12 protein-coding genes and 1 CRISPR repeat array are annotated in these 20648 nt (G+C 70.0%); of the genes, 7 read left to right on the top strand and 5 right to left on the bottom strand.

The genetic code is table 11. From position 1 onward, the window contains the following. The first annotated feature begins 1 nt into the window (after position 1). Positions 2-292: a CRISPR-associated endonuclease Cas2 gene (gene cas2 / locus ACQP1S_RS21515; protein WP_432898423.1), complete on the top strand. Its 291-nt coding sequence runs from the start codon at positions 2-4 to the stop codon at positions 290-292. A 125-nt stretch (positions 293-417) separates the two neighbouring features. Next, positions 418-6714: a CRISPR direct-repeat array (repeat unit 37 nt; unit sequence CCTGCGCCCGGCCACCGCGCCGGGCGAGGATCGCAAT). A 1125-nt stretch (positions 6715-7839) separates the two neighbouring features. On the opposite strand, the gene ACQP1S_RS21510 is transcribed toward cas2, so the two are convergent. Continuing rightward, positions 7840-8052, bottom strand: a complete 213-nt coding sequence (locus ACQP1S_RS21510; RefSeq protein WP_432898420.1) for a hypothetical protein — start codon at positions 8050-8052, stop codon at positions 7840-7842. A gap of 622 nt (positions 8053-8674) precedes the next feature. Here ACQP1S_RS21510 and ACQP1S_RS21505 point away from each other — a divergent pair. Genes ACQP1S_RS21505 through ACQP1S_RS21480 form a run of 6 tightly spaced genes read left to right on the top strand, consistent with a single transcriptional unit; the run spans position 8675 to position 15452 of the window. Then, positions 8675-9664 carry a MinD/ParA family ATP-binding protein gene (locus ACQP1S_RS21505; RefSeq protein WP_432898417.1) on the top strand — a complete coding sequence of 330 codons (990 nt, stop codon included), beginning with the start codon at positions 8675-8677 and terminating at the stop codon, positions 9662-9664. 28 nt (positions 9665-9692) lie between these two features. Then, positions 9693-10067, top strand: coding sequence for a hypothetical protein (locus ACQP1S_RS21500; RefSeq protein WP_363821883.1), 375 nt, complete (start codon positions 9693-9695; stop codon positions 10065-10067). A gap of 11 nt (positions 10068-10078) precedes the next feature. Beyond that, the gene (locus tag ACQP1S_RS21495; protein ID WP_432898414.1) at positions 10079-10786 is read left to right on the top strand and encodes a hypothetical protein; all 708 of its coding nucleotides are present in this window, start codon (positions 10079-10081) and stop codon (positions 10784-10786) included. 4 nt (positions 10787-10790) lie between these two features. Next, positions 10791-12986, top strand: coding sequence for a hypothetical protein (locus tag ACQP1S_RS21490; RefSeq protein WP_432898412.1), 2196 nt, complete (start codon positions 10791-10793; stop codon positions 12984-12986). A gap of 13 nt (positions 12987-12999) precedes the next feature. Next, positions 13000-14496, top strand: a complete 1497-nt coding sequence (locus tag ACQP1S_RS21485) for an SCO6880 family protein (RefSeq protein WP_432898409.1) — start codon at positions 13000-13002, stop codon at positions 14494-14496. Continuing rightward, positions 14493-15452 carry a hypothetical protein gene (locus ACQP1S_RS21480; RefSeq protein ID WP_432898406.1) on the top strand — a complete coding sequence of 320 codons (960 nt, stop codon included), beginning with the start codon at positions 14493-14495 and terminating at the stop codon, positions 15450-15452. The genes ACQP1S_RS21485 and ACQP1S_RS21480 overlap by 4 nt, the downstream gene beginning before the upstream one ends. Before the next feature lie 103 nt (positions 15453-15555). Here the strand turns inward: ACQP1S_RS21480 and ACQP1S_RS21475 are convergent, their stop codons facing one another. The 4 genes from ACQP1S_RS21475 to ACQP1S_RS21460 form a co-directional block, all read right to left on the bottom strand. Then, entirely contained in the window at positions 15556-16722 is a 1167-nt protein-coding gene (locus ACQP1S_RS21475) for a cytochrome P450 (RefSeq protein WP_432898403.1), read from the bottom strand. Continuing rightward, complete coding sequence (locus ACQP1S_RS21470; protein WP_432898400.1) at positions 16719-17672, bottom strand: hypothetical protein; 954 nt, start codon at positions 17670-17672, stop codon at positions 16719-16721. Before ACQP1S_RS21470 ends, ACQP1S_RS21475 begins: the two co-directional genes overlap by 4 nt. A 165-nt stretch (positions 17673-17837) precedes the next feature. Next, complete coding sequence (locus ACQP1S_RS21465; RefSeq protein ID WP_432898397.1) at positions 17838-18041, bottom strand: hypothetical protein; 204 nt, start codon at positions 18039-18041, stop codon at positions 17838-17840. 397 nt (positions 18042-18438) lie between these two features. Beyond that, positions 18439-20238 carry an ABC transporter ATP-binding protein gene (locus ACQP1S_RS21460; protein WP_432898394.1) on the bottom strand — a complete coding sequence of 600 codons (1800 nt, stop codon included), beginning with the start codon at positions 20236-20238 and terminating at the stop codon, positions 18439-18441. Positions 20239-20648 lie beyond the last annotated feature (410 nt).

Raw genomic sequence — 20648 nt, 5'->3', positions numbered from 1 at the left:
CATGGACCTACTCGTCACCTACGACGTCGAAACGGTCACCCCACAAGGACAACGTCGGCTTCGGAAGGTCGCCAAGATCTGCGAGGCATACGGACACCGCGTACAGAAATCGGTGTTCGAAGTGGTCTGCCGCGACACCGACAAGGTCCGCTTCGTCGCCGCCCTCCAAGACGCCATAAACCCCACCCAGGACAGCATCCGCATCTACCACCTACCAGCCCACGCCCTCGACGACGTCGAACACCTCGGCAAACCACGACCCATCGACCCACGCGGAACCTTAGTGATCTAGGAACCCCTAGTGGACGCCCAAACCCGGAGGGTTCCGAGGTCGAAAAACTGGATCAGGTGAACAAAACGGACTGCGAGCAAGCTGGCGAGGAATCGTCGGATCGCTATATTTGCTGCTCGTGAAGGCCTGCGCCCGGCCACCGCGCCGGGCGAGGATCGCAATAACTTCGGGGGTCTCGCCCAGTTGGCACTGGTCAAGGCCTGCGCCCGGCCACCGCGCCGGGCGAGGATCGCAATCGCCCTGGGCTTCCTGGTCTACCTGATCGATTCGGCCGCCCTGCGCCCGGCCACCGCGCCGGGCGAGGATCGCAATCGCACTCCCGTGGTCCGGGTCGCACCCCTTGTGGTTTCCTGCGCCCGGCCACCGCGCCGGGCGAGGATCGCAATTGCCGTCGACCCTGCGCATTGGACAGGAGCACGGCGTCCTGCGCCCGGCCACCGCGCCGGGCGAGGATCGCAATAGGCCCCAGGCCAGAGGGCCGGCACCCGCCCTAGCCCCTGCGCCCGGCCACCGCGCCGGGCGAGGATCGCAATTGGCCAGCGCGTCGGACCGGTGCGGCGAACGGACCACCACCCTGCGCCCGGCCACCGCGCCGGGCGAGGATCGCAATGCGGGAGCGATCTTGCGGGCGCCCATGGCCAACGGAGCCTGCGCCCGGCCACCGCGCCGGGCGAGGATCGCAATACCCACCGCGACGCCCATCAGGCGCTGCGTGGGCAGCCTGCGCCCGGCCACCGCGCCGGGCGAGGATCGCAATTCCGACCAGTACGTGGGGTTGATTCGGCCGGCGTCGCTGCCTGCGCCCGGCCACCGCGCCGGGCGAGGATCGCAATGCCTCCATCGGCCCCGTCCTGGACCAGTTCGCCGACGTCCTGCGCCCGGCCACCGCGCCGGGCGAGGATCGCAATGCCGACAGCCGCCGGTTGGTGAGCCACTGCTCGGTGAACCTGCGCCCGGCCACCGCGCCGGGCGAGGATCGCAATCCCGGCACCGGTCAAGCCCCTCGCCGGGGGCAAGGTGCCTGCGCCCGGCCACCGCGCCGGGCGAGGATCGCAATCGCTTGCTTCGGGCGTCTTGGCGTCGGGCGGTGGCCGTCCTGCGCCCGGCCACCGCGCCGGGCGAGGATCGCAATCGGGTCGTACGGGCTGAAGGTGAGGGCCCGGACGGAGGCCCTGCGCCCGGCCACCGCGCCGGGCGAGGATCGCAATACGAAGTCGAGTCCGTGGCTGCCGAGCCGGGGTCGCGGCCTGCGCCCGGCCACCGCGCCGGGCGAGGATCGCAATCCTCTCTCGCAGGTGTACGAATCTTCGTACACAGAAGACTGCCTGCGCCCGGCCACCGCGCCGGGCGAGGATCGCAATCTGCGCAGTCCGGGCGACTTCCACCTCGGCTACAGCCCGCCTGCGCCCGGCCACCGCGCCGGGCGAGGATCGCAATGCCAAGAACTACGGCTACATGCCGATCCTGCTGACCCGACCTGCGCCCGGCCACCGCGCCGGGCGAGGATCGCAGTTCTTCACCCGACTCGACCCAAAGGTTCCGGCCCCGGCCCTGCGCCCGGCCACCGCGCCGGGCGAGGATCGCAATCGGCAATGCGGCGTGGTAACGCAGTCCGTTGTACGTCGCCTGCGCCCGGCCACCGCGCCGGGCGAGGATCGCAATCGGGGGGAGGTACTGGCCCGTGACGGGCCGCCCGTCGGCCTGCGCCCGGCCACCGCGCCGGGCGAGGATCGCAATTCTGGGGATGGGTGCTGTGGCTGACCTGGGCCGCCGGCCTGCGCCCGGCCACCGCGCCGGGCGAGGATCGCAATGGCGATGGCCCGCCCTTCCAGCTCGAACATCTCCAGCCTGCGCCCGGCCACCGCGCCGGGCGAGGATCGCAATCGGGGCGGGTCCAGTAGGTGACGTCGTCCTGGGTGTAGCCTGCGCCCGGCCACCGCGCCGGGCGAGGATCGCAATTGGCGACCAGGTGGACTGCTGCCGGGTCGGAGCAGCTCCCTGCGCCCGGCCACCGCGCCGGGCGAGGATCGCAATTTCGCCAACGCGCCCGGTGGGGTCGTGACCCGCACGCCCTGCGCCCGGCCACCGCGCCGGGCGAGGATCGCAATAAGACATCAGGACCAAGCTCGCTGATCAGGAGGTCGAGACCTGCGCCCGGCCACCGCGCCGGGCGAGGATCGCAATACTCAGGGCCGGGCCGCCATCGCCCGCTTCGTCTACCCCTGCGCCCGGCCACCGCGCCGGGCGAGGATCGCAATGCTGCACGTCCAGGCGAAGCGACTCCCAGGCGGGCTTCCTGCGCCCGGCCACCGCGCCGGGCGAGGATCGCAATCACCGCGTGCCCGCCGACTGCCTCTGAGTCGGACCCGACCTGCGCCCGGCCACCGCGCCGGGCGAGGATCGCAATGTCACGCAGCTCGGCGTGCCGCTGCGGGTCGGTGGTAGCCTGCGCCCGGCCACCGCGCCGGGCGAGGATCGCAATCGGACAGGCTGTAGCGGGCCTCCTGGAGCCGGGGGTGCCCTGCGCCCGGCCACCGCGCCGGGCGAGGATCGCAATTCCTTTGAGGGGTGCTACGCGACGAGGCCGCGGAGCTGCCTGCGCCCGGCCACCGCGCCGGGCGAGGATCGCAATGCCGGTGACGCGGCGAAGCTGGCGCGCGCCGCGAACCTGCGCCCGGCCACCGCGCCGGGCGAGGATCGCAATAGAATTCCACCATGATCGGTATGACTCTGGAGCTGTGGCCTGCGCCCGGCCACCGCGCCGGGCGAGGATCGCAATCGTAAGGGAATCCTCGACAGCTACAAGCGCGGAAATCCCTGCGCCCGGCCACCGCGCCGGGCGAGGATCGCAATGCGGCTGGCGATGCCGGTCGCGGTCCATACTGGCCGGGTGCCTGCGCCCGGCCACCGCGCCGGGCGAGGATCGCAATGCCCCGAGCTGGAGCTGGAACGCCACCGGGTTGAGGCCTGCGCCCGGCCACCGCGCCGGGCGAGGATCGCAATGACTGGGACCGCGAGGTGAAGACGACCGTCGTCGGGACCCTGCGCCCGGCCACCGCGCCGGGCGAGGATCGCAATGACGTCAGCGGCGTCAAAGGCGACGTTGAGACACCGCCTGCGCCCGGCCACCGCGCCGGGCGAGGATCGCAATGTCTTGAGGTCGGCGAGCGCGGCCAGGACGGCGGCGTCGCCTGCGCCCGGCCACCGCGCCGGGCGAGGATCGCAATTGTGAGCGCGGTCAGGGTGGTGTCGACGTCGCCGACGCCCTGCGCCCGGCCACCGCGCCGGGCGAGGATCGCAATGACGACAGCGCCGAGGCCCGCCTGCTGCAACGCGTCGCCCTGCGCCCGGCCACCGCGCCGGGCGAGGATCGCAATTGACCGAGGGAGGCGACGATGGCCACGATGACGGTCCTGCGCCCGGCCACCGCGCCGGGCGAGGATCGCAATTTCCACCCCCGGACGGCGTCCGGCGTGCTGTCCATCACCCTGCGCCCGGCCACCGCGCCGGGCGAGGATCGCAATGCCAGCTACATGCACGTCCACCACGTCGCCCGCGCAGCCTGCGCCCGGCCACCGCGCCGGGCGAGGATCGCAATGACGAAAGCCCCGAACTCAAGGACTCAGCCGGCCGCACCTGCGCCCGGCCACCGCGCCGGGCGAGGATCGCAATCGCCCCTGCATCCGAGTGTCGCACCACCGCAAAGTCGCCTGCGCCCGGCCACCGCGCCGGGCGAGGATCGCAATTCGTACAGCCGCTTGGACTCGGCCATCGAGATGCCCCTGCGCCCGGCCACCGCGCCGGGCGAGGATCGCAATGCCGTCTGCTGGCGGCCGGAGCCGACCGACGCCGGCGAGCCTGCGCCCGGCCACCGCGCCGGGCGAGGATCGCAATATGAGCGGCGGCGGCGGGAGTGATGGCGGCTGGTGGGGCCCTGCGCCCGGCCACCGCGCCGGGCGAGGATCGCAATGTCGCGGCGCTGGTTGATGGTGGCCGCGTCCGTCTCGGACCTGCGCCCGGCCACCGCGCCGGGCGAGGATCGCAACTTCCCGGCGGAGGTCGACGTCGACTTCACCGGCGCGTCCTGCGCCCGGCCACCGCGCCGGGCGAGGATCGCAACAGGAGCAGCAAAAGCGCCTTCGGAGCCACCACCCGCCTGCGCCCGGCCACCGCGCCGGGCGAGGATCGCAACTCCGACTCACCCGGTACATCGCGTGCAGGTTGCCCTTCCTGCGCCCGGCCACCGCGCCGGGCGAGGATCGCAACGAGGGTGGCGGCGCGCTGGTGCGCGGCGCGGCCGACGGCCTGCGCCCGGCCACCGCGCCGGGCGAGGATCGCAACAAGCGGGTGCCCTACGGGCCGACCGACGTGGCCACCGCCTGCGCCCGGCCACCGCGCCGGGCGAGGATCGCAACACCTCGTCGATGGCGCGCGCCACGGCCACGGCGTCGCCCTGCGCCCGGCCACCGCGCCGGGCGAGGATCGCAACATCGTGAGCGTCGTCGCCAACGCGATGGCGAACAACCCCTGCGCCCGGCCACCGCGCCGGGCGAGGATCGCAACTGGGTCGGCGGAGGGATCGCCGTCGTCCTGAGCTGGGCCTGCGCCCGGCCACCGCGCCGGGCGAGGATCGCAACCTCTACGAACTGGAGCAGTCGGCGTGAAGTCGAACATCCCTGCGCCCGGCCACCGCGCCGGGCGAGGATCGCAACAGCCGTTGGGTAGGCGGCTTGTCGAAAGGAGGGGTGTTAGTGCCTGCGCCCGGCCACCGCGCCGGGCGAGGATCGCAACCTGCTCGGCAAGCGGCGGGTCGTCTACTACGAGGACCCTGCGCCCGGCCACCGCGCCGGGCGAGGATCGCAACGGCGTGTACGCCGTCATCCTCGCCTCAGCGCTCGCCCCCTGCGCCCGGCCACCGCGCCGGGCGAGGATCGCAACCGCGGTGACGGTGTGCGCCTCGATGTAGGCGGACAGCGCCCTGCGCCCGGCCACCGCGCCGGGCGAGGATCGCAACCAAGCACGGAGGTGACCCAGGACGAAGCGCTCACCAGCCTGCGCCCGGCCACCGCGCCGGGCGAGGATCGCAACTTCAAGGCCGACGCGTACCGCGCGCTGGTCGAGCCCCCCTGCGCCCGGCCACCGCGCCGGGCGAGGATCGCAACTGCCGGTGCGAATCGGGGTGGCGCTCTTAGTGGTCGGGTCCTGCGCCCGGCCACCGCGCCGGGCGAGGATCGCAACTCCCGGCAGGCGTTGGCGGCGTTCAAGCAGGCGGACCCTGAGCCTGGCCACCGCGCCGGGCGAGGATCGCAACACGGACACGGTCACGGAGGTGTTCCGCGAGGTCACCCTGCGCCCGGCCACCGCGCCGGGCGAGGATCGCAACATGGCATCGCTGCTGACCGCCGCGCTGACCGAGCTGCCTGCGCCCGGCCACCGCGCCGGGCGAGGATCGCAACCACGTTCGAGGGGATCGCCACCGGCACCGCCTCGGCGGCCTGCGCCCGGCCACCGCGCCGGGCGAGGATCGCAACTCTGTGTCAGGCAAGCACAGCAACACAGGAGGCACACAGCCTGCGCCCGGCCACCGCGCGGGGCGAGGATCGCAACTGCTGGGCGATCATGCCGGCGCGGGCGCAGGCCAGTTCCTGCGCCCGGCCACCGCGCCGGGCGAGGATCGCAACGCGCTGAACACCAAGGTCAAGGCGTACTACGACGGGGCCCTGCGCCCGGCCACCGCGCCGGGCGAGGATCGCAACCTGGGGCCGCTCACCACTCCGGCAGAGGAGCACGCCCCCTGCGCCCGGCCACCGCGCCGGGCGCGGATCGCAACACCGCGACCGCACCGGACGGCACATCGCTGATGGCCTACGACCTGCGCCCGGCCACCGCGCCGGGCGAGGATCGCAACACTTCAACCTCCGGATGATCGGGCCGCCTTGACCGCCTGCGCCCGGCCACCGCGCCGGGCGAGGATCGCAACTGGTCGCGGAAGTCGGCGACGGGCACGACGTCGGAGGCTGCGCCCGGCCACCGCGCCGGGCGAGGATCGCAACATCCCGGTTGTAGTGCTCCCTCACCCCGTCGCACTCGCTGCGCCCGGCCAACGCGCCGGGCGAGGATCGCAACCGTGACTGCACCGAGTCGGGCGTGTGGCCGGGCTACGGCTGCGCCCGGCCACCGCGCCGGGCGAGGATCGCAACGCCATGGCATCCAAGAGCCTGCACCGGCAGCTCTGGGCTGCGCCCGGCCACCGCGCCGGGCGAGGATCGCAACACCAGCATGGCGGCGGAGGCAACGACCCTGACGGATGGCTGCGCCCGGCCACCGCGCCGGGCGAGGATCGCAACGCGTCGGCAAAGGGGATCACTCCGGCGGCGGCGGGACGCCTGGGCTTGGTCACCGCGCCGGGCGAAGATCGCAACGGGTTGTTGACCGTGATGCCGTCGCCGCCGTTGCCCTGCTGCGCCCGGCCACCACGCTAAGCGAGGATTGTTACGGGTCCATCGCTGCCACTCCTCCAGGTACGCGCAGCGACCGCGCTGGGCGAAGATCGCAACGGCGCCTGAAGAGGCTCGCACGTAGTCCCGCGTCTCGTTCGGAGAATTGTGCGTGTTTTCGTTGCAGTAGCGCCCCTATAAACGATCTGCATTCTCTGCGTGTGTAAGCCGCGTAGGCCTGCACCCAGTTGCTCAGTGAAGTGGTGCGGATCTGCCGCAGTTGGGAAAGGAGCAGTAGCCGTTGGCTCCCTGGATGTAGGGGTGGCTCTGGCTGGTGTTCGCCGATCCCTGCGCGGTGGGGCGACGTTTGGTGTTTGAATCCGGTCCGGTGGTCGGACCAACCTTGTCCGTCTGTCGGACCAACGCTAGTTCTGTGGCCGAACCAGCCACCGTGTCTGGGGGAATTCGAAGGCGATAGGCAGTCCTTGATTTCTTGCGACGAGCGTCGTCTACCTTTGGTCTGAATCGTGTGACCCAGCCTAAATCCTCAAGCTGGTTGAGCCAGGTAGCGATTGTGGAGCGAGCCATTCCTGTTGCCCGCTCCAGATCTGTCAAGCTCGGGGAGAACTGCGATGGGATTATTGCGGTTGAGGTGTCTGTCCAGGTTAAGAGTGTGAGGATGAGGTGGCGTCCGGAAGGGCTGAGGCGGCATTGAGCGTCTCGAACTGCGCGCTCTACGGCCCATCGCTCTACCATGCGGTATCTCCTTTCCGTCCCGTGTGCGGTCGGTGGTCCTGCTTCCGGCGGGCACCTGAGCCTCGTGACCGTAGTGGTGCGTTCCTGTTCTGGCCAGGCGCGGAGGTGCTCGGTGTGCGGGCTTGGTTGCTCGGAGGCGGCGGTGACCTGTGGTTTCGGTCTAAGCGGGGCTCCGGCCACGATTGGCTACATCGGAGGATGAGCGAGGCCGGCTGACGGCTGGGAAGGCAGTGGCAGGCAGGCGTGGACGTGCTCGACCGCCGTCGGCGGTGGGAGGAGCCTCGCTGGCCTGTTGTCGATCCAGGTTTGGCGAAGGGGTGGTTCTGGTCGGCCCTCGGCTGCGGGCTGCCTTGGTTACTTGCTCGTGTGCCGGTGCGTGCTTGTGGGCGGGTCGGGTGGGGTCTGGGCGGCTTGTTCCATGGTCAGGATGTTCTGGATGATCGCGGCGATGCCTTGGCGTGCTCCGGGTGACAGCTTTTCGATGGATCGTGTGAGCACTTGCACGTCGGCGCTGCTCTGGGATGAGTCGAGGAAGAAGGCTGGCGAGACGTCGAAGAACTCGGCCAAGGCCGTCAGTGTCGCGGCGGTGGGGTTGTTGTGTTCGTCGGTGCGCAGTCTGCGCAGGGTCTCGGTTGAGATGCGATGACCTCGGGCTTTGAGTGCCTCGGATACCTCGGCGTCCGTGTACGGTCCTCGGCCCTTGGGGTGGTGATGGGCGTACAGGTATCGAAGTCTGTCTCTGATGAGTGCCGGGCCTGAGTCGCCTGGTGGGTTCTCGTGCGGTGCCGCCATGACGCCCCAAACTGCAACTAGAGTTGGTTGCAACCCAACTTTGTGTGGAAGTTCCACGCCGGCTGTGCTTAACTCTCAGTGCCCAAGCCACACCAAGTTGGACGAGCGCCAACTTGGTGGGTTGAGGGTAGCGCATCGGTCGGCCTCGCCGGAGGGGGTTGTGGGGCTCCGATTCGCTTCATCGAACGACCGCGAAGCCTTGTGGTGACACGGTCTTCGACGGGCCTGCTCGTGTGGTCGACGTCCAGGTCGTGACGGTACGGGGGACCGGCCCGCGGCGACGAAAGCTCGTCGTCGCTGGCTAGTGCTGTACGGCAAGCCTTCGGGGGAGGCGGACGTGTCGGATCCATCGACTGCACGAGCAGGCCACCTCGCCAGCACCGCGACCTCTTCGGAGATGGCGGACGGCGAATGGGGGGAGGTGGCGGAGCGGGCGACGCTCGCTCCGCCACCCGAACCCCAGCAGCCTGCGGTACACCGCGAGAGTCTCGACAGCGTGGGGCCCTGGTGGGCGCCGGGCGTGACGCGAGGACCGCGGGAGATTCCTCGCGAGTTCGGCGGCGGCAGCAGAGTCGAATCGCTGTGGCTGCGCACGGCGTCGCTGCACGCCGGCTGCCCCTTGGTGAGTGTGTCATCGGCCGACGGCGGTGTCGGGCGCTCGACGCTGACGGTGGCGCTCGGTGGGGTCTTGGCGCTGGCAAGTCCAGCTCCGATCGTGTCGGTGGATGCGACCGGACGGGCATGGGGCGGTGTGGGCCACCGCGTGATCCGAGGCGGCTCGGCCACGGCGTGGGACGCCAGCGTCGCAGAGCACAGGTTGGCCGACCCGCAGGTCGCCGAGGAGCTGATGCGCAGAGGGCCGACTGGCCTGCGCGTGCTGGTCGGTGAGAGCAGGATGACGGCGCAGCGGCGTCCTCCCACCTGGTCGGAGATGTTCGGTGTGATCGGCCACTTGCGGTCGGTGTATGCGATGGCGTTGCTGGATCTTCCCGCGGCGGACAACACGCCGACGTGGCGGGCGTTGGGGTGGGCGACCGTGCCGGTGCTGGTGACCCGTGCCACCGTCGACGCCCTGCAACACACCATGCGGCTACTGGCGCATCTGAAGGCCGCAGGACTGGGCCAGGTGGCGGAGTCCGCGGTGGTGGTGGTCATGACGACCACCCACTCCACCGCGCGGGAGGTTCGCGCGGTGGAGCACCTTGCGCGGCAGGCGGCGACGCATCTGGTTCGCGTGCCCTTCGACCCGGTGCTCGCGCGTCCCGACCCGCTCGATCCGCGGTCGCTGAGCAAGGCCACGCGAACCGCGCTGACCGAGGTCGCCGCAGCGGTGGTCGACCGCTGTCCTGCCGCCCCTGACCCGCGCGGGGCGGCTCCTGTCGCCTGAGGACGGCGACTTCTCACGGGAGGAACTGATGGTGATCGTGAATTGGGTAGCGGCTGTGTTGACGGCGCGGGCGCCTGCGGTGGTGGCGGTGCTGGCCCCCGACCCGACGCCAACGCCGACGCCGTCCGGCGGGGGGTTCGACTTCGGCCGGATCAGCCCGGACCCGGCAGCGGTGCCGCGGTCGGATCTGTTCTACAAGCTCGCCAACGCCGCGCTGTTCCTCGGCGTGATCTCCGCGGTGGCGGGCCTGGCGGCCGGTGCGATCGCGTTCGGCATCGGACCGATCTTCGGCGCACACATCATCAGCGACCGAGGCAAGTCGATGATGTGGAAGGCCGGGCTGGTGGCGATCGTCGTGGGGTCGGCGACATCGATCGTCGCGTTCCTGCTCAGCGAGATCTAGCAGGTGTCCCCATGCGGAACTCGGGATACAAGACGACCGACAGTCGGCGCGATCCGGCGACGGCGCTTCTGCTCCTTGTCGCCGTCGTGGCCGCTGCTACGGCAGCCTTCGTCGCGGGACGCGCCAGCGCACCCGAACAGCCCGAGCCGGAAGGCTCCAGCGAGCGTCTCGTCACAGGGGTGCCGGTCGGCTTCGCCGGCACCCCTCGCGGGGCAGGTGACGCGGCGGCGGCGTACGTGGTGGCAATGGCCGCTGCAGCGGCCCGGCCGGCCGGGGAGCGGCAAGCGCTGGTCGATGCCATCGCTGTGGACGGTTCGGGTCCGGCGGTGGCCGAGATGATGGGTGCGGGATCGCCGCCGGCTGACGGTGCGGGGATCTCGCAGAGCATGGCCGTCCGGGTGTGGGTTCCCGACGTGGACCTTCACGCCCAGATGCCGGCCGGCGGCGAGGTGACGGCGCGGCTGCTGGTGTGCGCGCTCGCCGGGGCGATGACCGATGGGCTCGTCGCCGGCCCGGAAGCGGGCCTTGCGGGCGGCTGGTACGTGCAGTCGGTGACGGTGCGCTGGACCCAGGACCGGTGGCGTGTGGTGGCGGTGCAGCGGCCGGTGCCGGTGCCGCCGCCGGATCAACGGGGTGCCCGCCGCGATGGTGGTCCCCGCGACACCCAACCTTTGCTTGAGGTGCTCAGCGTGCACTCCTGGGTGCCGGGGACGGACTGATCTCATGTCATGGCTCACGACCTGCCGACGCGGGATCGGCATCGCCGCCGCACTGGTTCTGGTGGCCGCCGTAACGCTGCCGATGTCGGCTGCGGCTGCCCCGGCCCCACTTCCGTCTGCCTCGGCAGCCGATGCCTGCCCAGCGCCGACGTCTTCCGGGCAGCCGTCGCAGCCCGGTGGGGAGCAGACGGCGCCGCAGGTGAACTGGTGCCTTCCGTGGGCGCGGTGGAAAGCCGGCGACGGCTGGGTTACCGATTGCGGCAAGGCCGGCGGCGCGGTGGAGCAGGAACACTGCGACGCGGTGTCACTCACGGTGCAGTCACCGCCGCCGCAGGGCACACGATCGGTCCTCGACGAGTCGCTGCCGACAGGTGGCGCCGCGCCGGTGAGGTGCGAACGGTTCGCCGACCACGCCGCCGAGGACGAGGGCAACGCCGACCGCTGGACGGCGAAGCAGCACCGTTGCGAGGCAGTACGTGCGTCGCTACTGCCCTTCTCATCCCTCCAGGTGCCGGGCTGCAAGGCCCTCGATGTGGGGTGCCAGGTCGGCGAGCAGGTCAAAGGTGCCGCACGCTCGGGGTTCGAGGGCCTCGCGGACATCTGCGTGGCGGGCTTCGCGTGGATGTTGAGCAAGCTGGCCGAGGTGGTGTTCGAGCAGTCATCCGCGGTGCCGGATGAGCCCTTCTATCTGGTCTACAACGACATCTCCGGTGTCCTGATCATCGTGGTGTTGCTGTTCTTCCTCATCTCGACCGCCATCAGCGGGCTGCGCCTGAATGGCCCCGGCCCCTTGTCCACCTTGGGCGGGCTGGTTCGGGCTCTGCTCGGTGTCGCCTTCGCTGGCGGCATCGCCTACATCCTCATGGCGGCGTGGGACGAGGCGACGGTGGCACTGATCGCGCGTAACCAGCAGCGTGACTGGCAGCCCAGCATGTGGGTGGACGCGCTCAACGCCCTGACCGCGGACACCGGCACGATCCTGCTGGCCTTCGTCGTCGCGGTGATCAGCGTGATCGGGCTGGTGCTGGTGTTCCTAATGCTGCTGTTCCGGTCTTTGCTGGCTGCCGGCGCGGCGCTGTTCGGGGCGATGGCGATGACCGGGCAGGTGATGGCCGAGACCCGCTCGTGGGGACGCAAGTGGTTCTGGACCTGCAACGCCCTGGCCAGCTCGAAGTTCTTCATCGCCGCGCTGTGGATCTACGGCACGCGCAGCACCTACGAGAGCGACAACGTCATCAACGTGCTGCGCGGCATGTTCATCATCATCCTGATGGTGCTCGCGCCGTGGATCCTGCTGCGGCTGACGAGCATGTGGGACGGCTACCTGGCCGACGTCGACGCCCGAGGTTTCCTGACCGCAGCGGCCGGCGCGGTGGGCCTGGACGCCGCCGCCGGACGCCTGGCTGATCCGCTCAGCGGCGGTGGGGACGGCGATACGGACGCCGCGTCGTTGATGCAGGGCAACTCCGACGCCATCCCGACGAACCCTACCGATCCGCATGGCGTACGCCCCGGCGCGATGCCCGAGGCGGTGGAGGCTCTGCAAGCTCACGGTGACGGGGACCAGGTCGGCCGGCCGGCCGGTGAGCCGGGCGCTGATCAGAACGGTGGAGAGAACACCCAGGAGGCCGCGGGCATCGAGCGGGACTCCCGCACCGCCCAGGGAGATATAGCCAAGGGGCAACTCACCGCGCCCGGTGACGCGACTGGGCAGCCGGCGCTACCGGTAACGCCGAACGCCATCGGTGAGAAGGCCACCGCCACAGGTACCTCCGCATCCGGCAGCCCGCAGGGCGCAGACCCCGCGCCGGCAACGAGCGGTGAGGGCGCACCCGCGTCGACCGGTGCGACGCCGCCAGCCGGCCCTCCGCTGCCCCCGGCCCCGATCCCGGATGGGAGCGGGCACAGCCCGTCAGGTGGTGCGGCCGACCCGTCCCGTAGTCCGCAGGGCGCAGAGCCTGCGCCGGCAGCGAGTGGTGGGGGCGCACCCGGGTCGACCGGTGCGACGCGGCCAGCCGACTCGCCGGTGTCCCCGCCTCCGGTCCCGGATGGGAGCGGGCACAGCCCGTCAGGTGGTGCGGCCGATCCGCTCAGCTCAAGCCAACCCCCACAGGGCGGCACCGCCACCGGTGCGGGTGCCGGTGGTACGGGCGGTGCCGCCGCGGGCAGTGCCGCCGAGGTACCCATCGTTCCGGTCTAGGTGAGGAGACCAGATGACCCAGTTTCAGTTCCCACCGCGGTCCACGCGGGGCTCGATCATGGGCTTCTCATGGGGACAGATCGGCATGGCCGTCGCCGGCGTGATCTGCCTGGTCATCGCCGCGAATCTCCTGGTTGCCGGTCGGCAGGGCAGCGCCGGCGGCATGCTGCTGGCAGCGCTGCTGCTGTTCACCGTCGGCCTGCTGCGGCTGCGGGGCCGCCGCGTCACCGAGTGGACGCCGATCGTCGTCGGCGCGCTGGTGCAGCGTGCCGCCCGGCAGGACCGCTACCGGGGTGGTGTCTTCGCCGCTACCCCTGGCAGTGCGCACCTGCACCTTCCGGGTCCGGCCGCCGGGTACCGCTGGCTGCCGGCGGTCGCCGCTGATGGGCTGACCGAGGTGGGGTTGCTGCACCACCGCCGCGAGAGCACCGTCACCGCGGCCCTGCTCTGCGCGGGCAGCAACCTGGTTCTGGCCGACAGTGCGGTGCAGCAGCAGCGCCTGTCGGCGTGGGCGGAGGTGCTGAATCTGCTCGGTACCGAGTACGCCGACGGTGGTCTGGCCCGGTGGGCGCTGACAGCACACGCTGTGCCGGATGCCGGGAACCGGGCGCAGCGGTATCTGGTGCAGGCGGCGGTCGCCACGGACACGCCTGCGTACCGGTCCCTGGCAGAGTTGACCGCTGGGTCGGCGCCGTCGACGCAACGCCACGAGGTGTACCTGAGCGTCGTGTTCGACACGAAGAAACTGTCGGCGGAGATCGCCGACGCGGGCGGCACCGACGCGGCCATCGCCACCGTGGTACTCGACAAGCTCGGTGGTGTGCAGGCCGCTGTCCGGGAGGCCGGCGTCGACACCGTGGGTTGGTTGACGCCGCCGCAGTACGCGGCGGTGCTGCGTACCCAGTTCGACCCCGAGGACCAGCCGGACACGGATATGCGGACCGCGAGCGCGGGTGGTGTGGCACCGCACACGGCCGGGCCCATCGCCGCGGAGAACATCGGCTGGTCGTCCTACCGTCACGACTCGGGGTTCTCGCAGAGCCTGTGGGTGTACGAGATGCCGCGCCAGCCGGTGGCCACGACATGGATGACCGCCCTGTTCACCCGCACCACCGGTCGGCGTGCGGTGACGGTCGTCGCGGAGCCGGTGCCCGCGCAGCTGGCCCAGTTGGCGACGCGGCGCGACAAGGTCGCCCGCGCCGGTGACGAGATCACCAAACGCAAGATGCGGTTGGTACGCACCGCGCGGGAGGACGAGGAAGCCCGCTCGGTGGATCAGGTTGACCGGGAGCAGGCGGCAGGGCACGTGCGCTACCGCTACGCGGTCGTCGTCACCGTCACCGCCGGAAGTGAGGAGCAGTTGCGCCACGACGTGCGCGCGATCAAACGCGTCCTGGGCCGCACCGGCTGCCAGGCGGTGGTGCTCTACGGGGAGCAGGATCAGGGCTTCGTCGCTGGGGCACTGCCCTTGGCCAGGGGGCTCAAGCCGGTGCGGGGGTGGCTGGCGTGAGCCGGGCGAGGGTGCGGCGGGAAGGGTCTCTGGCGCAGCACGTCGCGCAGGCGGCGCAGTGGCGTGATCTGTCGGCGGCGCAGGCCGACGTGGCGCGCGAGCAGCGCGCTGTGCGCCGCGCAACGCAGCGGCTGCTGGGTGCGCCGCCGGTCGACGGTCGCGGTGCCCTGGGGCGCGCGGCCGGGCGGGTGTTCTGGCGGCTGCGGCTGCCGCCGCTGGTCACCACCAGCGCACAGTTGTGCAGCGTGTACCCGTTCGTCGCCGACCCGGGCCTCGGGGTGGACGGGCCCCTGATCGGGCAGGAGGTGTACTCCCGGTCCGGGTTTGTGTTCTCGATGCGGGAGTTGTATCGGGCCGGGGTGCTCAGCGCCCCGAACATGGTGGTCACCGGGGAGATCGGTTCGGCGAAGTCGTCGCTGCTCAAGACGATCGCGTTCCGGGGTATCCCGTTCGGCACCCGCTTCTACATCGTTGACGTCAAGGGTGAGTACGACGCCCTCGCCCAGGCCGCGGGGATCAGGCCGGTACGCATCGGGCCCGGTGCCGGGGTGGTGATGAACCCCCTGGCCGGGATCCGCCGCCAGCCGGGCCAGGGGGAGTCGGAATGGCTGCAGATCCAACGGGCCCGTCGGCTGCTGCTGCTGGAAGGGCTACTGGAGATCCAGCTCGGTGGCCCGCTCAGTGAAGCCGAGCGGTCGCTGACCGAGTACGCCCTCGACGCGGTGACCCGCGGCGACGACGGCACCAGCACCGACCGGTTGGCCACCCCGACGCTGTCTCAGAGGGTGAGTCAGACCGGCCGGGTGACCTGCCCCTACATCATCTCTGTCAGAAGGGCACGCCGCATGGGCAGCCGGGACGCCGGAAGACGCACCCCGCTAGGGAGCTGTCGGTCGGCGTGGCGTCAGCGGGGGATCCGGCGGTCCGAGCGACTGGGTAGGTCCTGTGCGGGGTAGTGATGGTGCGTGGTGGCCGGCTGCCGCTGCCGAAGAAGGAGAGCTTGCGGATCGGCTGTCTCGGCGCGGCTGGGGAATCTGTCATTTCGATGTCACCTCTCACTCAGTCCCAGACGACGGGCACCGTCCGTACGGCACCGCCGTCGCGGCGGATCTCGTCCAGAAGATCGTTCGGCGACATGGCGAGCCGGAGGGTCGGGAGCCTGCGGAAGATCGCCCGGTACAGCAGTTCGAGTTCGAGGCGGGCCAGGTTGGCGCCCGGGCACCGGTGCCGCCCATAGCCGAAGCCCAGGTGTGGGTTACGCCGCCTGCCTCCGTCGAAGTCGTACGGATTGGCGAACTGACCCTCGTCGTAGTTCGCGGTGTGCGTATCGAGGATCATCAGGTCGCCGACATTGATCTGTGCGTCGGCGAGCTGGAAGCTGGTGTTTGCGTAGCGGGACAGCCCATTCGGCGGATTTGTTTTCGGTGGCGAACGCAGGAAGGAGCGGACCCGGACGATCTCGTCGATCAGGCCTGGGGCGAGTTCCTCCTCGTCGAGCAAGGCCCGCTGTTCGGGATGGGCGAGCAGTAGGAGCAACCCGTGATCGATGACCGATGTGGGGGTGATGCTCCCGGCGATCAGGATCAACGCAGCGAGGTTCTGCATCGGCGGCGCGGGGGTACCGGTCGCCTGCCACGAGCTGTCCGTCTGCGCCAGTACCGTGAGCAGGTCCTCTCTCGGCGCACGGGCTCGCTCTTGGAGTTGCCGGAGCATGTAGTCCTGCAACTGGGTGACGGCTGCGCTCGCCCTGTGCCAGTCGTGTCCGTCCTGCGTGCGCTCGATGAGCGTGCCGAGGTGTTCCTGGTCGTTGTCGGAGACACCGAGGATCGCGCCGACCACAGTACGGGGCACGGGCGCGGCGATGAGCTGGTGGAAGTTCGCCGGTTGAGGGGCGTCGGCGAGGCGACGGACGTGGTCGTCGACAATTCGCTGGATCAGGTGACGGAGCCGCTGGGAGCCTCGCCAACTCGCGATGGTCTGCGTGACTTGGCGCATCAGGTCGTGCTGAGCGCGTTCCTGCTCGGGCGTGACGTCGAGCGGGCCGACCATCGGTGAGTCCAGCAGGCGGGAGGCGAGTCGCGGTAGGGGGTGTGCCAGTCCGAGCCGTTCGTCGCCGAGTAGTGACCGCACCAGTTCGTAGCAGCCGACGTGCCAGGCGAGGGTCCCGCCGGAGGCCTGTACGACCCGTAGGCAGTCAGCGTGTGCCGCATCCGATTCCTGGCTCATGCGAGAGTCGCCCTCGGGGCTACCAGGTCGATGTGGGCGCCGGTGACCCCGTTGCCAAGTCCGATGTGCAGTCCGCCGACAGCTTCGTTGAACTGTGAGTTGATGCTCCAGTCGACGTCGACGGCCCACTGGGTCGCGGCAAACCCGAACTCGGTGATGAACTCCCGCTTGTTTGGGTCGACGAAGGTCAGCACCTCGTCGAGGACAGACTCCGAACCGCAGGTCAGGCTGACCGGGCGGGAGTGCCTGATGTCGACGACGATGGGCGCGCCGCCGTTGCGGGCACGCAGGTTGGTCAGGTAGCTCCATGTCCGGTCTGCCGTCTGCCGGATCTGATCGGCGTAGAGCCGGTGGTGTGCCACGACGAACCCTTCGGCCACGAACGTGCCGTTCATGTCATGGTGCGGTCGCTGGTCGTTCGGTGACGAGACAAGACCGACCTCAAGGTACTGGGCGACGCTGACCCACTCGCCGCGTTGGATAGCCAGGTTGCCCTTGGGGCTCATCAGGTTGACCTCGTCACCGAGGACGACCTCGACGTCCGTACCACCGCCGACAAGTCGGAGCCGGGGCGCGGTCTCAAGCTGGCTGAGCCAGAACTGGACGCCGTCAATGCATCGAGACAAGTCAATGTAATTGAGGAAGGTGAGCATGTACCGCGCGCCGCGCTCGGTGCCGCAGAAGGAGGCGACCGGCAGGACGAGCATGGCCGAGTCTCCGAAGTGTCGCTCAATGACCGGCCCGGGCGGCGTGGTGGCGAAGTCGATCGGGATCGCCACCACGTCCCGCAGGAGGCTCGGATCCGTCGTGGTGAGCTCGCTGTAGCGGCAGGCGGTCAGCCCGTGCTGCCGCAGGTTGTCGACCAGGGTGGTCGAGTCACTGATGAACGTGGGTAGGCGGCCCGAGAAGGCCGGTCTGAGGTTCGACCCGAGCGAGTCGAGGCTGTGCACGCATGTCCTCCAGGGTTGAACGGGGTGCGTACGCGCCCCGGCCCCACGGCGCGTGGGGGGCGCTGTCAGGAGACATGCCTGGGCGCGGCGTTGCCGGCCCGGCGCTCGACGCACCGAGTCGGCAACGCGCTTGCGGATGAGCGACGGTGGACAGGGCGCCCAGGATCAGAAGGTGGCGCTACAGGGGCACAGCGTCGGCTCTGAGGGGGCGGCGAATTCCACCTCGCCGGAGGCCGTGATCTCGTCGTAGACACCCTGGACATAAGACTGGGTGTACGTCTCCCGGAGATCCAGTGATGCCGTGTCCACGTCCCAGGTGCTGGCCGACGTGGTGACCGTGTTCTCGCCGTGCATGCCATCGCCCAGCATGCGCAGCTTTCTGGTTTCGACCGCCACTTGACACCTCCAGTGCCCGTAGGCAACGTTGGTTAATAGATTGAACGTATGCTACGGGTCGACGGTGCACAACCCGTTGACTGAGGTCAATTTATTTGATGCTAGATCTATTCCCATGGCCGGGTTTTCCAATCGATAAGACCGCCGGGTATCACGGTTGGCCGTGGGGTCACCGCCTATGGTGTCCCCACGGGCTTTGGTGCCGGTTCGGCCCTGAGGTCAGACCGTGCGCCTGGCCAGGAGGGTAGGTGCCGAGACGGTTACTCAGGCGCTTAGGCTGCGCCGATGTCTGTCGATGGGACGGTGGTGCACCGGCAGCCCGGACCAGGTTTCCGGCCGGTGTTGCTGACGGGGGTGGGATCGAGCAGGGTCAGGCGTACGCCGAAGCCTGCTGGGAATACATAGAAGCGTATTCTCCGCCCAGCGTCATCAGTTCATCGTGGGAGCCTTCTTCAACGAGCCTGCCACCGCTGAGAACCAGAATCCGGTCGGCAACGCGAACGGTGGAGAATCGGTGGCTGATAACGATAACGGCCCGGCTCCCGCGCAATCGGGACAGGGTCGAGAATAGTTTCGCCTCCGCTTCGGCGTCCAGCGAGGCGGTCGGCTCGTCGAGCACGACCAGGGACGGGTCCCGATAGAGGAGGCGGGCGATCGCGACCCGCTGCCACTGCCCCACCGACAGATCGACACCGCCCTTCAGCTCAGCCGCCAGCAGGGTCTCGTAGCCTCGGGGCAGCTGCGCGAGGAACGTGTCCGCCTCGGCCTCCCGGGCCGCCCTCCGGACCCGGGCCAGGTCGTCGTCGTCCGACTCCGCGGTCGCACCGACCCTGATGTTGTCCGCTGCCGAGAACCAGTAGCGGGCGAAGCTCTGGAACACCGCGCCGATCTCGTTCCCCGTGTTCTGCGTGCGAATCGGCCGGCCATTCCAGCTAACCTCTCCGGATTGAGCCTCATACAGACCGCAGAGGAGTTTGGCGAGGGTCGTCTTACCAGATCCGTTATGTCCCACGATCGCCACCATCTCGTCGCCCCGCAGGGAAAACGAGACGTCTCTGAGCGCGGGACGGCTAGCGGCCGGATAAGAGAAGGTGAGGTGGTCCACGTCCAGCCGGGCCAACGGCCCTGCTTCCGACTTCGCGGCCGGACCAGCGCTGGAGAGCCGGTCCAGCAACCGCATGGTCTCGAGGAAGTCGGCCAACTGCCCGGAATGCTCCCGGAGTGCACCGACATTGGCCGCGATCGTCTGCGATTGGTTGGACAGGATGAGCACGGAGATCGCGACGGCCGCCGCCGACAGCAGGTCGACGTCGCCTCGGGCCAGCAGCCACGCAAGCGAGACCAGCAGGATGGCCAGGCTGACCGCCACGCCGACCGCAGCAGCGACGGCCCGGCGCAGGAAGGCCCGGACCAGGTCTCGGATCTCGTCGATCCGCTCGTCGTACAGGCGGCGCCAGCGGTCGGCGAGGAACCCCTGCATGCCGAAGACCCGGATCTCGGCGGCCTGGTCACGCGACTCAAGGATGTTCTCGATGTGCTGCCGTTCCCGATCGCTCGGTGTATGCCCCCAGGTGAACGTCAACAGCCGCTCACCGAGGGCACGACCGGTCAGCAGCACCGGCAGCCCGGATAGCAGCGCCACCGGCAGCAGGATTGGGGCGGTGAGGGCGACGGCGACGACGAGGCCGCCGACCGTCAGGAGTGAGGCGATCACCCTTGGCACCGCAAGCGTGATCTGAAGGGCCGCAGTAGAGGCCCGGCGGGCTCGTACGATCCGGTCGTGGAACGCCGGGGAGTCGAACTCGATGAGTTCGCTGTGGGCCGACAGGAGAGTGATCTGTTCCTCGCACCACCGGATGACCTGCTCTGTCAGCAGGCGGTGGAGCCCGCCCCCGACCATCCGGCCGAACGAGACGATCGCTGCGAGTAGGACTACGGCGGCGAGCAGCAGCCAGAGCGAGGGGCCCGGCCGACCGTTCTGCGAGGTTAACTCTGTGGCGAGGCTCTGTCCGAGGACGAGGATCGCGGCGAGACCGATCCCAGTCGTGCACATCGTTGCTAGCACGCCGTAGAAGGAGGCGCCACCGGCGCGGGCGACCAGTCCGACGACTTGCGGTAGCGATACGCGGGGCGGTGATCCGGCCTCGTCGTCCCGCCCCGGGTCGGTCACGAACCGGCCCAGCTCGCCGGGCTACCGCCGGTCGCCTCGCTCACCTGGCCGGCGGCCATCAGGCTCCAGTACCGGACCGCGGCGAGGGTCCCCAGCCGGATGCGTGCGTTAGCGCCCGGGTGGCGAGGATGTCGGCGTTCGCGGCCCCGGCCCTCGAACGAGATTCTCGATACATCATTCGAAGGTAGTCGATCGGTATGTCTTGGGCAACCATGTCGGTACCGGACTGCTGCCTGCCGGATTGTGGTGTTCCGTGCTGTGGCAGATTGGTCAGCTTGCAGGTGTGACGTGGCTTCAGCGGCTCGGCGCGGCGTCGCGGTCAGCTTGATCCTCACAAGCGCCCCGAGGTCCGCAGCTGGTGCGCGGCCAACCAGGTGGACCCGGTGTTCCTGCCGACGAATGCGTCCTGG

It is taken from the genome of Micromonospora matsumotoense, from assembly GCF_050951065.1.
GTDB lineage: Bacteria > Actinomycetota > Actinomycetes > Mycobacteriales > Micromonosporaceae > Micromonospora > Micromonospora matsumotoensis.
Note: the sequence above shows the minus strand (reverse complement) of the source record. Positions and strands in the feature narration are given on the sequence as shown.